16 protein-coding genes are annotated in these 12528 nt (G+C 60.4%); 12 read left to right on the top strand and 4 right to left on the bottom strand.

Annotated elements, in window-relative coordinates:
• Position 1: 1 nt before the first annotated feature.
• Together AC3IUA_RS21030 and fliK are read right to left on the bottom strand one after the other, a co-directional pair.
• Positions 2 to 319, bottom strand: coding sequence for an EscU/YscU/HrcU family type III secretion system export apparatus switch protein (locus AC3IUA_RS21030; RefSeq protein WP_489356833.1), 318 nt, complete (start codon positions 317 to 319; stop codon positions 2 to 4).
• Positions 316 to 1887 (bottom strand): flagellar hook-length control protein FliK, encoded by a 1572-nt coding sequence (fliK, locus tag AC3IUA_RS21025; protein ID WP_489356832.1) that lies wholly within the window; start codon positions 1885 to 1887, stop codon positions 316 to 318. Before fliK ends, AC3IUA_RS21030 begins: the two co-directional genes overlap by 4 nt.
• 195 nt (positions 1888 to 2082) lie before the next feature.
• Between fliK and ccmA the strand changes: the two genes are divergently transcribed.
• From ccmA to AC3IUA_RS20965, 12 genes are all read left to right on the top strand, one after another.
• Positions 2083 to 2730, top strand: a complete 648-nt coding sequence (ccmA, locus tag AC3IUA_RS21020; protein ID WP_489356831.1) for a cytochrome c biogenesis heme-transporting ATPase CcmA — start codon at positions 2083 to 2085, stop codon at positions 2728 to 2730.
• Positions 2727 to 3395, top strand: coding sequence for a heme exporter protein CcmB (ccmB, locus tag AC3IUA_RS21015; protein WP_489356830.1), 669 nt, complete (start codon positions 2727 to 2729; stop codon positions 3393 to 3395). Before ccmA ends, ccmB begins: the two co-directional genes overlap by 4 nt.
• Positions 3396 to 3492: 97 nt before the next feature.
• Positions 3493 to 4248, top strand: a complete 756-nt coding sequence (locus AC3IUA_RS21010) for a heme ABC transporter permease (RefSeq protein WP_489356829.1) — start codon at positions 3493 to 3495, stop codon at positions 4246 to 4248.
• Positions 4245 to 4421, top strand: a complete 177-nt coding sequence (ccmD, locus tag AC3IUA_RS21005; protein ID WP_489072661.1) for a heme exporter protein CcmD — start codon at positions 4245 to 4247, stop codon at positions 4419 to 4421. Before AC3IUA_RS21010 ends, ccmD begins: the two co-directional genes overlap by 4 nt.
• Positions 4418 to 4873 (top strand): cytochrome c maturation protein CcmE, encoded by a 456-nt coding sequence (ccmE, locus tag AC3IUA_RS21000; RefSeq protein ID WP_489356828.1) that lies wholly within the window; start codon positions 4418 to 4420, stop codon positions 4871 to 4873. Before ccmD ends, ccmE begins: the two co-directional genes overlap by 4 nt.
• 3 nt (positions 4874 to 4876) lie before the next feature.
• Positions 4877 to 6865, top strand: a complete 1989-nt coding sequence (locus AC3IUA_RS20995; RefSeq protein ID WP_489356827.1) for a heme lyase CcmF/NrfE family subunit — start codon at positions 4877 to 4879, stop codon at positions 6863 to 6865.
• Complete coding sequence (locus tag AC3IUA_RS20990) at positions 6862 to 7398, top strand: DsbE family thiol:disulfide interchange protein (RefSeq protein ID WP_489356826.1); 537 nt, start codon at positions 6862 to 6864, stop codon at positions 7396 to 7398. Before AC3IUA_RS20995 ends, AC3IUA_RS20990 begins: the two co-directional genes overlap by 4 nt.
• Positions 7395 to 7865 (top strand): cytochrome c-type biogenesis protein, encoded by a 471-nt coding sequence (locus AC3IUA_RS20985; RefSeq protein ID WP_489356825.1) that lies wholly within the window; start codon positions 7395 to 7397, stop codon positions 7863 to 7865. The genes AC3IUA_RS20990 and AC3IUA_RS20985 overlap by 4 nt, the downstream gene beginning before the upstream one ends.
• Positions 7862 to 9070, top strand: coding sequence for a c-type cytochrome biogenesis protein CcmI (gene ccmI, locus AC3IUA_RS20980; RefSeq protein ID WP_489356824.1), 1209 nt, complete (start codon positions 7862 to 7864; stop codon positions 9068 to 9070). Before AC3IUA_RS20985 ends, ccmI begins: the two co-directional genes overlap by 4 nt.
• Positions 9071 to 9084: 14 nt before the next feature.
• The gene (locus tag AC3IUA_RS20975) at positions 9085 to 9492 is read left to right on the top strand and encodes a hypothetical protein (protein WP_489356823.1); all 408 of its coding nucleotides are present in this window, start codon (positions 9085 to 9087) and stop codon (positions 9490 to 9492) included.
• Positions 9493 to 9737: 245 nt separating this feature from the next.
• The gene (locus tag AC3IUA_RS20970; RefSeq protein ID WP_489356822.1) at positions 9738 to 9920 is read left to right on the top strand and encodes a type II toxin-antitoxin system HicA family toxin; all 183 of its coding nucleotides are present in this window, start codon (positions 9738 to 9740) and stop codon (positions 9918 to 9920) included.
• Positions 9921 to 9949: 29 nt separating this feature from the next.
• Positions 9950 to 10354, top strand: coding sequence for a type II toxin-antitoxin system HicB family antitoxin (locus AC3IUA_RS20965; RefSeq protein ID WP_489356821.1), 405 nt, complete (start codon positions 9950 to 9952; stop codon positions 10352 to 10354).
• A gap of 255 nt (positions 10355 to 10609) precedes the next feature.
• Here the strand turns inward: AC3IUA_RS20965 and AC3IUA_RS20960 are convergent, their stop codons facing one another.
• On the bottom strand, positions 10610 to 11608 hold the full coding sequence (locus AC3IUA_RS20960; RefSeq protein ID WP_489356820.1) for a sulfate ABC transporter substrate-binding protein: 999 nt from the start codon (positions 11606 to 11608) through the stop codon (positions 10610 to 10612).
• 91 nt (positions 11609 to 11699) lie between these two features.
• Positions 11700 to 12524, bottom strand: coding sequence for an ion transporter (locus AC3IUA_RS20955; protein WP_489356819.1), 825 nt, complete (start codon positions 12522 to 12524; stop codon positions 11700 to 11702).
• Positions 12525 to 12528 lie beyond the last annotated feature (4 nt).

Raw genomic sequence — 12528 nt, 5'->3', positions numbered from 1 at the left:
GTCAGCCTGTTTGCGGCTGCAGCTCCACCATCGGCGCTTGCGGGTCATGGCCTTCGGGGAACTTACCTTTCAGGTTCCAGGCAAACGCAATGATTTCGGCGATGGTCCGGTACAGCTCCTCCGGGATGCTGTCGCCCAGTTCCATTCTTGCCAGCAGTTTCACCAACTCGGCGTTTTCGTAGATTGGCACTTCGCAGTCGCGGGCGATTTTCAGGATGGCTTCGGCCAGTTCGTCGTCGCCTTTGGCGGTGAGGGTCGGCGCTTGGCGCCCGTCATACTTGAGGGCGATGGCCTGGCGGGGCGGGTTGGGGTTTTTCATGCGGTTTCGTCGACCCAGCGTTGTTCGAGGCGGGTTTGTGCGCCTTGGGGTGGTGTGCCGAGGTGGCAGTCCAGATCGCCGACGTTCAGGCCGGAGGCGACCAGGCGCTCACGCAGCCCGTCCAGGCGGTTCTCGATCAGGCTGGCGGTGTAGGGCCGCTCGGCCCACAGCTGACCGGACAGCCGGCCCTGAACCAGCTGGGCCTGGATCTGCAGCGGCCCCAGCGGTTCCATGGCGAACGCCAGTTCGACTCGCCACACTAGTTGTTTGGGTTCGCGTTCCGGGTGTTTTTCCCTCGGTTCTTTCTCGGGTGTTTCCTCGCGCTGAAACTTGAGCTGCAACGGCACTATGTCCTGCAGGTTGCGCATGGGGATTTCCAGTTGCCAGGTGCTTTGCAGATTGCCGTCGGCGGTGAGGCCGGTCTGCTCCAGGCTCGACAGCTGATGGCTTTGCAGGCGCGACACCGCCGCGGCGGCCAGGCGCAGCAAGTGTTCCAGATCACTTTCGCCGTCCAGGCTTTGCAGCAAGCGCGAAGGCAGCGGGAAACCGCCGGGGTGGGGCTTGGCGCTGACCTGACCGAGGGTGCCGAGGGCGCTGCGGACAAAACTCGGCAACGCCTGGGCCAGGGTGTTGGCGGCAATGAGCGCATTGAAGCTGGTGTTGGCCGGCAGGCCGGGGGCCATTTGTCCGATCAGTCGCAGCAGGTTGGCTTTGATGTCCGTGGTCAGCGCCGGGTTCTGCCCGGCGAGCAATTTCGCTTCAAGGAACAGGCCGCTGTTGGCCAGCGCCTGGGCCAGGCCCTTTGACGTGCTCAACTGTTGGACGTCGGGCAATCCGCTGAGTAACTTGTCGATGGCCGCACGCATATCGGCTGATGCAGTGCCCGCTGGCGTCTGATTCTGCAAGGCGTTGAGCAACCCCTCCAGCGAACCCAGGCGGCTCTGTTGGCTGATCTGTTGTTGCGCCACCGCCAATTGTTCCTGACGGCCGCTCAGGGGCACGAAGCTCAGCTCCTGTGAACCCTGGACCACGGCACTGAGCAGACTGCCGATGCGCAGCGGTTGCGGGCTGTCGATGCTCAAGGTGCTGCCGCTCAGGGCGGTATTGAGCAGACTCACCAGCGAGCGATATACCGAGGGTTGGCCAGCGACTTGCGGCAGCAACTGAGTGGTCAGCACCTTGCCCTGGAGCATACTGCCGACCGGTAGTCGCGATGTATCCAGGCGGGTGAGGGTGGCGACGCTGGAGGCGATGGCTTGCTGCACGGTGATCGCCAGTTTGCCGGCCGACGGCTGGCTCACTGCCAGGTTCGTGCCTTCGGGCAGGGGCTGGTTGCTGGTGGCCTGGACAGTGGTCTGGCGGCCGCTGTCGAGCGTCAGCTTGAGCAGCAACTGGAAGGTCTGATCGGCCTGTTTCAGCGACAGCACTTCGGCCCTGGCAGTCTGTCCGGCGGCAATCAGGCCTTCCAGCGGTTGCAGCAGTTTGAGCAACTCGCCACTCACCGCGGCCGGGCGCGTGGCACCGGGAACTGGCTGCGGTAGCGGGAGGATGTTCATTTCGCCGGTCATCGGGTCACACCCTGTCGAAATTGCCCTCTTTGGATCAGGACATGACATGTATAATGCCGCCCCGTTATCGAGGGCGCGCTGAAAACATCACAAATGTTTGACGCAGCTCTCTAGAACAAGCCGCCAATGCATTTACTCTGCATCACTTTAACGGCCGGTGCACCGCCGACTTGAACCCTAAAGGCCCGCGATCTCTTGACCAGCCCACTTCTAGAAGCCGTAGCGCTCGCCTGTGAGCGAGACTGGCGGATGCTCTTCGAAAACCTCGAATTGCGTCTGGCGGGCGGTGACATGTTGCAGATCAGCGGCCCCAACGGCAGCGGCAAGACCAGTCTGCTGCGCCTGCTTGCCGGTCTCATGCAGCCAACCGCGGGCCAGGTATTGCTCAACGGCCAGCCCTTGAAGGCGCAGCGTACCGATCAGGCGCATAACCTTTTGTGGATCGGCCACGCCGCCGGGATCAAGGACTTGCTGACACCTGAAGAAAACCTCAGCTGGCTCTGCGCCCTGCATCAGCCGGCCAGCCATGAAGCTATCTGGAAAGCCCTGGATTCGGTAGGTCTGCGTGGATTCGAGGATGTGCCTTGTCACACCTTGTCCGCCGGTCAGCGCCGCCGGGTGGCGCTGGCGCGGCTCTATCTGGACAGCCCGCAGCTGTGGATCCTCGACGAACCCTTCACCGCCCTCGACAAACAAGGCGTGACGCAGCTCGAAGAGCACCTGGCCGCTCATTGTGAGCGGGGTGGCATGGTGGTGTTGACCACTCACCACACGTTGAAGCGCATGCCTGTCAGTTATCGCGACATCGATTTGGGCTTATACCTTGGGGGGCGGGCCGAATGAGTGTTTTCGGACTATTGGTTGCCCGCGAGGCGCGTCTGCTGTTTCGCCGTCCGGCGGAGCTGGCCAATCCGCTGGTTTTCTTCGCGATCGTCGTTGCATTGTTTCCGTTGGCGGTCGGTCCGGAGACTCAATTGTTGCAAACCTTGTCTCCGGGGCTGGTGTGGGTAGCGGCCCTATTGTCCGTCCTGCTCTCGCTGGACGGGCTGTTTCGCAGTGATTTCGAAGACGGATCGCTGGAGCAGTGGGTCCTTTCGTCGCACCCCCTGCCTCTTCTGGTTTTGGCCAAGGTACTGGCACACTGGGCGTTTTCCGGCCTGGCACTGGTTTTGCTCGCACCCTTGCTGGCCTTGATGCTCGGTTTGCCGGCCGCTTGTCTGCCAGTGTTGCTGTTGTCGCTGCTGCTCGGTACACCGGTACTGAGCTTGCTCGGTGCGGTGGGCGCGGCGTTGACGGTGGGATTGAAGCGTGGCGGCCTGTTGCTGGCACTGTTGATTCTGCCGTTGTACATCCCGGTACTGATTCTCGGCAGTGGCGCCTTGCAGGCGGCATTGCAGGGCATGCCGGCAACGGGTTACCTGCTCTGGCTTGGCAGCCTGACCGCCCTGGCGGTAACCCTGACACCTTTTGCAATAGCTGCTGGCCTGAAGATCAGCGTCGGCGAATAATAATGAGGTCTGGTCATTTTTCGATCATTTTTTTTTTTGAAAAAAGGCAGACCCCCGCTTTTCGTGCTGACGAGAAGCAACCGTGATGGAAACAGCAATGAACTGGACTTGGTTTCATAAGCTCGGCTCGCCCAAGTGGTTTTATGGTATCAGCGGCAGAATGCTGCCCTGGCTGAGTGTGGCCGCAGTGCTGCTGATCGGCATTGGCGCAGTCTGGGGCCTGGCCTTCGCGCCACCGGACTACCAGCAAGGCGACAGTTTTCGGATCATCTACATCCATGTCCCGGCCGCCATGCTGGCGCAGTCCTGCTATGTGATGCTGGCGGTGTGCGGCATTGTCGGGCTGGTATGGAAGATGAAGCTGGCTGACGTCGCCCTGCAATGCGCAGCGCCGATCGGCGCCTGGATGACCGTGGTGGCGCTGGTCACCGGGGCCATCTGGGGCAAACCGACCTGGGGTTCATGGTGGGTCTGGGATGCACGACTAACGTCCATGCTTATTCTGCTGTTTCTGTACTTCGGTCTCATTGCCCTGGGCAACGCCATCAGTAATCGTGACAGCGCGGCCAAGGCCTGCGCGGTGCTGGCGATTGTCGGGGTGATCAACATCCCGATCATCAAATACTCGGTAGAGTGGTGGAACACACTGCATCAAGGTGCGACTTTCAGTCTCACTGAGAAACCGGCGATGCCCGCCGAGATGTGGTTGCCGCTGCTGCTGACAGCACTGGGTTTCTACTGTTTCTTCGGCGCGGTGCTGTTGCTGCGCATGCGCCTCGAAGTGCTCAAGCGTGAGGCCCGCAGCAGTTGGGTCAAGGCCCAGGTGCTGAACACTCTGGAGGTGGCATCATGAGTTTTGCCTCCTTCGGCGATTTTCTCGCCATGGGCCATCACGGTCTGTATGTCTGGTCAGCCTATGGCATCTGCTTTGCAGTGCTGGCCCTCAATGTCGCGGCGCCGATCCTGGCCCGTAAGCGTTATCTGCAACAAGAGGCGCGTCGTCTGCGCCGGGAGAACGGCAAGTGAATCCGCTGCGTAAAAAGCGTCTAATGATCATTCTTGCGCTGCTGGTCGGGGTCGGCGTTGCCGTCGGCCTGGCCTTGAGCGCCTTGCAGCAGAACATCAATCTGTTCTACACCCCAACCCAGATCGCCAACGGCGAGGCACCGCAAGACACGCGCATCCGTGCCGGCGGCATGGTCGAGAAGGGTTCGCTGCAGCGCTCCGGGGATTCGCTGGACGTGCGATTCATCGTCACGGACTTCAGCAAGTCCGTCACCATTACCTATCGGGGCATCCTTCCGGATCTGTTCCGTGAAGGGCAGGGCATCGTCGCCCTTGGCAAGCTCAACGCCGATGGCGTGGTAGTAGCGGACGAAGTGCTGGCCAAGCACGACGAGAAGTACATGCCACCGGAAGTGACCAAGGCCCTGAAAGACAGTGGTCAATCGGCACCGACACCAGTGAAAGAGGGTTAACCGATGACTGCTGGAATCTTCATTCCCGAACTGGGCCACCTGGCGATGATACTGGCGCTGTGTTTTGCGCTGGTGCAAGCCGTGGTGCCGTTGCTCGGTGCCTGGCGCGGTGACCGGATGTGGATGGGCCTGGCCCAGCCTGCCGCATGGGGCCAGTTTGCCTTTCTGACCTTCGCCTTCGGCTGCCTGACCTACGCCTTCATGACCGACGATTTTTCCGTCGCCTATGTCGCCAGCAACTCCAACAGCGCGTTGCCCTGGTACTACAAGTTCAGCGCCGTATGGGGTGCCCACGAAGGTTCGTTGCTGCTCTGGGCGCTGATCCTCGGTGGCTGGACCTTCGCGGTATCGGTGTTCTCCCGGCAGTTGCCGCAAGTGATGCTGGCGCGGGTGCTGGCGGTGATGGGCATGATCAGCACCGGCTTCCTGCTGTTCCTGATCCTTACCTCCAACCCGTTCGCGCGCATCCTGCCGCAAATACCTACCGATGGTCGTGACCTCAACCCGCTGTTGCAAGACATCGGCCTGATCGTCCACCCACCGATGCTCTACATGGGGTATGTCGGTTTCTCCGTGGCCTTCGCCTTTGCTATCGCTGCATTGCTCGGCGGCCGTCTGGATGCGGCCTGGGCGCGCTGGTCGCGGCCATGGACCATTGTTGCCTGGGCGTTCCTCGGCATCGGCATCACTCTCGGCTCCTGGTGGGCTTACTACGAACTCGGCTGGGGCGGCTGGTGGTTCTGGGACCCGGTGGAAAACGCCTCCTTCATGCCTTGGCTGGTGGGCACCGCGCTGATTCACTCGCTGGCCGTTACCGAAAAGCGTGGCGTGTTCAAAAGCTGGACCGTGCTGCTGGCCATCGCCGCGTTCTCCTTGAGCCTGCTGGGGACCTTCCTGGTGCGTTCCGGCGTTCTGACCTCGGTGCATGCCTTCGCCTCCGATCCGGAACGCGGGGTATTCATCCTGATCTTCCTGCTGTTCGTGGTCGGCGGTTCGTTGACGCTGTTTGCCTTGCGCGCACCGGTGGTCAAGAGTCATGTCGGTTTCAACCTGTGGTCGCGCGAAACCCTGCTGCTGGGCAACAATCTGGTGTTGGTGGTGGCGGCGTCGATGATTCTGCTCGGCACCCTGTACCCGCTGATCCTCGATGCCATGACCGGCGCCAAGCTGTCGGTCGGCCCGCCATACTTCAATGCCCTGTTCATCCCGTTGATGGCGTTGCTGATGGTGGTGATGGCGGTCGGCATGCTGGTGCGCTGGAAAGACACACCGGTCAAATGGCTGCTGAGCATGCTGACTCCCGTTTTGCTCGGCAGCGCGGCGCTGGCCGTGGTGGCTGGCGTCGCCTATGGCGACTTCAACTGGGCGGTGCTCGCAACCTTCATGCTCGCTGCCTGGGTATTGCTGGCCGGTGTGCGCGACATCTTCGACAAGACTCGCCACAAAGGCCTGATCAAAGGCTTGCCGACCCTGACCCGCAGCTATTGGGGCATGCAGCTGGCGCACCTGGGGATTGCCGTCTGCGCCCTGGGCGTGGTGCTATCCAGCCAGAACAGCGCCGAGCGTGACCTGCGCCTGGCACCGGGCGAATCCATGGACCTGGGTGGTTACCACTTTATCTTCGAAGGCGCCAAGCACTACGAAGGGCCGAACTTCACCTCGGACAAAGGCACCGTGCGGGTGATCCGCAATGGCAAGGAAATCAACGTGCTGCACCCGGAAAAACGCCTTTATACCGTGCAGAACTCGGTGATGACCGAAGCCGGGATCGACGCCGGGTTCACCCGTGATCTGTATGTCGCCCTCGGCGAACCCCTGGGCGACGGCGCCTGGGCGGTGCGGGTGCACGTCAAACCGTTCGTGCGCTGGATCTGGTTCGGCGGCCTGCTCACTGGTCTCGGTGGTTTGCTGGCGGCACTGGATCGACGTTATCGGGTCAAGGTGAAAAACCGTGTGCAGGAAGCACTGGGCCTGTCTGGAGCCACTGCATGAAGCGCTGGATAATGGTGTTGCCGCTGGCGGTGTTCCTGCTGGTGGCGGTGTTTCTCTACCGCGGGCTGTACTTGAACCCGGCCGAGCTGCCTTCGGCAATGATCGGTAAGCCGTTCCCGGCCTTCTCGCTGGCTACCGTTGAGGGTGACAAGCAGTTGACCCAGGCGGATCTGCTCGGCAAGCCGGCACTGGTCAACGTCTGGGCCACCTGGTGCGTGTCCTGCCGGGTCGAGCACCCGGTGCTGAACAAGCTGGCCGAGCAGGGTGTGGTCATCTATGGCGTCAATTACAAGGACGTCAATGCCGATGCGCAGAAGTGGCTCAAGGAATTCCATAATCCGTACCTGCTGGATATTCGTGACGAGGAGGGCTCCCTGGGCCTTGACCTTGGCGTTTATGGCGCCCCGGAAACTTTCTTCATCGACGCCAAAGGCATCATTCGCGACAAATTCGTCGGAGTGATCGATGAAGTGGTCTGGCGCGAAAAACTGGCCGGCAAGTATCAGGCACTGCTCGATGAGGCCAAGCCATGAAGCGCTGGTTAGCGGCGGCCGTTCTCGGCCTGAGTATCGCCGGCATGGCCCACGCGGCGATCGACACCTACGAGTTCGCCAATGACGCCGACCGTGAGCGTTTTCGCGAGCTGACCAAAGAATTGCGTTGCCCCAAATGCCAGAACCAGGACATCGCTGATTCCAACGCGCCGATTGCCGCCGACTTGCGCAAAGAGATTTTCCGCATGCTTGGCGAGGGCAAGGACAATCAGCAGATCATCGACTTCATGGTCGACCGCTATGGCGACTTCGTGCGCTACAAACCGGCCCTGACCTCGAAAACCGCGGTGCTCTGGTTCGGTCCGGCCGGGTTGCTGCTGGGTGGGATAGTGATCATTGCAGTGATCATCCGCCGTCGTCGCGTACAGCGCACCGACACCCCGGACACGCTTTCCACCGAGGAGCGCAAGCGCCTCGATCAACTGTTGGATAAAGACCAAGAATGATTGATTTCTGGCTCGCCGCAGGTCTGCTGCTATTGGTAGCCCTGAGTTTTCTGCTGATCCCGGTTTTACGCGGCCGTCGTGCCCAGCGTGAAGAGGATCGTACCGCGCTGAACGTAGCGCTTTACCAGGAGCGCGTGGCTGAGTTGCAAACTCAGCAGGAAGAAGGTGTTCTCACTCCAGCGCAAATGGACGCTGGCCGTGCGGAAGCCGCCCGTGAACTGCTGGCCGATACCGAAGGCGCCGACACCCCGCGGGTTTCCCGTCTGGGCAAGCCGGCCCCGTTGCTGGCGGCCATTCTGGTGCCGGTGCTGGGTCTTGGGCTGTACCTGCATTTTGGTGCCAGCGACAAGGTCGAACTGACCCGCGAATTCGCCCATGCACCGCAATCGATGGAAGAGATGACCCGCCGTCTGGAGCGTGCCGTCGCCGCACAGCCGGATTCGGCTGAAGGTCTGTACTTCCTCGGTCGCACCTACATGGCGCAGGATCGCCCGGCGGATGCGGCGAAGCTCTTCGAGCGCACCGTGGCTGTGGCCGGTCGTCAACCGGAACTGCTCGGCCAGTGGGCTCAGGCACAGTACTTTGCCGACAACAAAAAATGGTCGGACAAGGTTCAGGCCCTGACCGATGAAGCGCTGAAGGCCGACCCGAAGGAAGTCACCAGCCTCGGCCTGCTGGGTATCGCCGCCTTCGAAGGCGAACGCTACCAGGAGGCCATCGACTACTGGAATCGCCTGCTGGAGCAACTGCCACCGGAGGACAACTCCCGTGCCGCGCTGCAAGGCGGCATCACCCGGGCCAGCGAGAAACTGCAAGAGAGCGGTGGCAAAGTCGCTCAAGCCCCAGCGGTCGCAGCGAAAACCGCAGCGCTGCTCAAGGTCCGCGTCGATCTGGCGGCGGACCTCAAAGCCAAGGTCCAGCCGGGCGACAGCGTATTCATCTTCGCTCGCGCCACCTCCGGCCCACCCGCGCCATTGGCCGCCAAGCGGCTGACCGTTGCGGATCTGCCGGCGACCGTCGAGCTGGGTGATGCCGACGCGATGATGCCGCAGTTGAAACTGTCGAACTTCCCTGAAGTCCAACTGGTTGCGCGCATCTCCCGCGCCGGCCAACCGACTGCCGGCGAGTGGATCGGACGCAGCAAGCCCCTGGCCAGCAGCACCACTGCGCCGCAGCAACTGACCATCGACAGCCCGGACAAATAACAGAGAAGCCGCTTATGACCGCTATCGCTCGTATCACCCTGCTCAGTCTGGTTCTGGGTCTAAGCGCTTGCGCGGTCCAACGGCCGACGCCTGCGCCCATGCCGCCGATTCCACCGTCAGGGCCGAGCACTCAGCCGGTTCCACCCAAGGCGCCGAGCAAGCCGACCACCGCACCGGCCAAACCTGCCAAGCCGCTGCCACGCACCTCCGCCAGCTTCGCCCCACCACCGGGCGGCAATAGCCACTGGGATGCGAAGCTGGGCGTCTACGTCCTCGACAACCAGACCGACACTTTCTACCGCCAGCGCACCTACTACCGCTGGAACAATGGCTGGAGCCGCTCCATCAGTCCCAACGGGCCCTGGGAAGAAACCGATATCCAAGGCGTGCCGTCGGGGTTGGGGCGTCAGTTCGGTCAGTAAACCTAAACGGCAGCCCTCAGGGTTGCCGTTTTGTTTTGGGCAGTGGCCGGTTGAGACGATCGATCAGAATTTGTGTCGGTTGGTCGGGCCTGAGCCTTCGCACTGACCAGGCGTCCTGTGGAGTCCAGTTATTCCTGCTCACTCCACATCCTGTAAAACATCACAAACTCACGCTTCGATTTTTCCCGCTTGAATAAAAGTAACTCCAGAGTTATTTTTATTGGGCCGGAGCAAGGAGGCTGGTGGTGCAGAGCAGGCTATTGATCAAGGAGCTGGAGGCTGCGGGTTGGATACTCGATCGGGTCACCGGCAGTCATCACATCTTCGTTCACCCTTACAGTCCGCACACGCTACCCGTACCTCATCCGAAGAAAGACTTGCCAATCGGGACGGTCAAAAGCATCAGGAAACGAGCCGGGCTTGTTTAGCACGTCGTTAGTTTCGCAGGAGAATCGCAATGCAATATCCAATCTGTATCGAATGGGGCGACGAAAACACCGCCATCGGTATTCAGATCCCCGATATTCCGGGCGCCGTGACCGCAGGCGATACATTCGAAGAGGCCTACAACGCGGCCGTCGAAATCGCCCATATCATGCTGCAAGAGATTGCCGCTGACGGGCAGGCGATTCCCATGCCGACTTCGGCTGCGTCCCACCGTGACAATCCCGACTTTGCCAGCATGGGCTGGGGAATGCTTGAACTGGATATCGCGCCTTACCTCGGAAAAACCGAAAAGGTCAACGTGACGCTGCCAGGTTTCGTCATTCAACGCATCGATCGTTATGTACGTGAACACAATGTCAAAAGTCGCTCTTCTTTTTTAGCGGATGCGGCGATGGAGAAGCTGGTCCGGCACTAGGCGCAGCGTTTTAGTCGTCAGAAAAATCGGTTTTACACACAAGCCTCGCTTGCCACAGGTTGCATAAAACCTTGTGGGAGCGGCCGGGCGGCGTTCCGTTTGCCCGCGAAGGCTGCTGAGCAGTCGCTGTAAATGTCGACCCTCCACCAACAATTGCTTTATTGATGTTCAAGGGTTGCGTGCGCCACTGATATGAACGTCTATCGGAATTAAAAAAGGCGACCCGAAGGTCGCCTTTTCATTCGAGCTCAGCGCTTATTGCCCGCTGTAGATCTGATCGAACACCCCACCATCATTGAAGTGAGTCTTCTGCACTGTGCGCCAGTCGCCGAAGGTTTTCTCTACCGAGAGGAAGTCGACTTTCGGGAAGCGGTCGGTGTACTTGGCCAGCACGGCAGGATCACGTGGGCGCAGGTAGTTGGCGGCGGCGATTTCCTGGCCTTCCGGGGACCAGAGGTATTTCAGGTATTGCTCGGCCACGGCGCGGGTGCCTTTCTTGTCGACGACTTTGTCGACCACGCTGACTGGCGGCTCGGCTTCGGCGGAGACGCTTGGGTAGATCACTTCGAACTGCTCGCGACCGAATTCGCGGGCGATCATTTCGGCTTCGTTTTCGAAGGTCACCAGTACGTCACCGATCTGGTTGGTCATGAAGGTGGTGGTGGCTGCGCGGCCGCCGGTGTCGAGGACCGGGGCTTGCTTGAACAGCTTGCCGACGAATTCCTTGGCCTTGTTCTCGTCACCGCCGTTCTTCAGCACGTAGCCCCAGGCCGAGAGGTAGGTGTAGCGACCGTTACCGGAGGTTTTCGGATTTGGCACTATGACTTGCACGCCGTCCTTGAGCAGGTCCGGCCAGTCTTTCAAGGCTTTCGGATTGCCTTTGCGGACGATGAATACGGTGGCCGAGGTGAACGGTGCGCTGTTGTTCGGCAGGCGGGTGACCCAGTTCTCGGGCACCAGCTTGCCGTTGTCGGCGAGGGCGTTGATGTCGGTGGCCATGTTCATGGTGATGATGTCAGCCGGCAGGCCGTCGATCACCGAACGGGCTTGTTTGCTGGAGCCGCCGAAGGACATCTGCAGGGTGATGTTTTCGTTGTGCTCGGCTTGCCAGTGTTTCTGAAAGGCAGTGTTGTAGTCCTTGTAGAAATCTCGCATCACGTCGTAGGAAACGTTAAGCAGGGTCGGTGCGGCCTGAGCCACGCTACCCAAGGCCAGGCCGGCGGCCAGAAGTGAGGCACTAAAGAGTTTTTTCACTGCGCAATCCTTGTTCTATTAAATAGGGGGCCCAATGCCCGCGACTATAGCCGGGGCTGCATAGCTCTTTAAAGATTAAAAAGCACTGTGCTTATTCTATTTTCTTGAACAGCACATTGCCGCAGCGCGAGCAGAACGCTGCGCCATGTTCGTGATGGTTTTTCTTGCACACCGGGCAGTCGTGCTGGAGCTGCTCGCCGCGCATGGCGTTGGCCAGTTCGGCGGTGAAGATCCCGGTAGGTACGGCGATGATCGAGTAACCGGTGATCATCACCAGCGACGAAATCACCTGGCCCAGCGGAGTCTTGGGCACGATATCGCCGAAACCGACGGTGGTCAGGGTGACGATCGCCCAATAGATCCCCTTGGGAATGCTAGTGAAACCGTGTTCGGGACCTTCGACCACGTACATCAGGGTGCCGAACACCGTGACCAGGGTCGACACGCTGAGCAGGAATACGATGATTTTCTGTTTGCTGCCGCGCAGGGCGGCCATCAAATAGTTGGCTTGCTTGAGGTACGGACTGAGCTTGAGCACGCGGAAGATCCGCAGCATGCGGATGACCCGGATGATCAGCAGGTACTGGGCGTCGGCGTAATACAGCGCGAGGATTCCCGGAAGAATCGCCAGCAGATCCACCAACCCGTAGAAGCTGAAGGCGTAGCGCAACGGTTTGGGCGAGCAATACAGACGCAGGCCGTATTCGATGGCAAAGACCAGGGTGAAGGCCCATTCGATGTAAGCCAGGAGGTTGGCGTAGTCCTGGTGAATGCTGTCGATGCTGTCGAGAATCACGATCACCAGGCTGGTGAGGATGATCAACAGCAAGCTGCTGTCAAAGCGTCGACCGGCCACTGTGTCGGTCTGGAAAATCATGACGTAAAGCCGTTCACGCCAATTGTCGCTGCTGTCCATGGGT

It is taken from the genome of Pseudomonas sp. KH_050, assembly GCF_057838875.1.
This window is presented reverse-complemented; position numbering and strand designations above follow the sequence as displayed.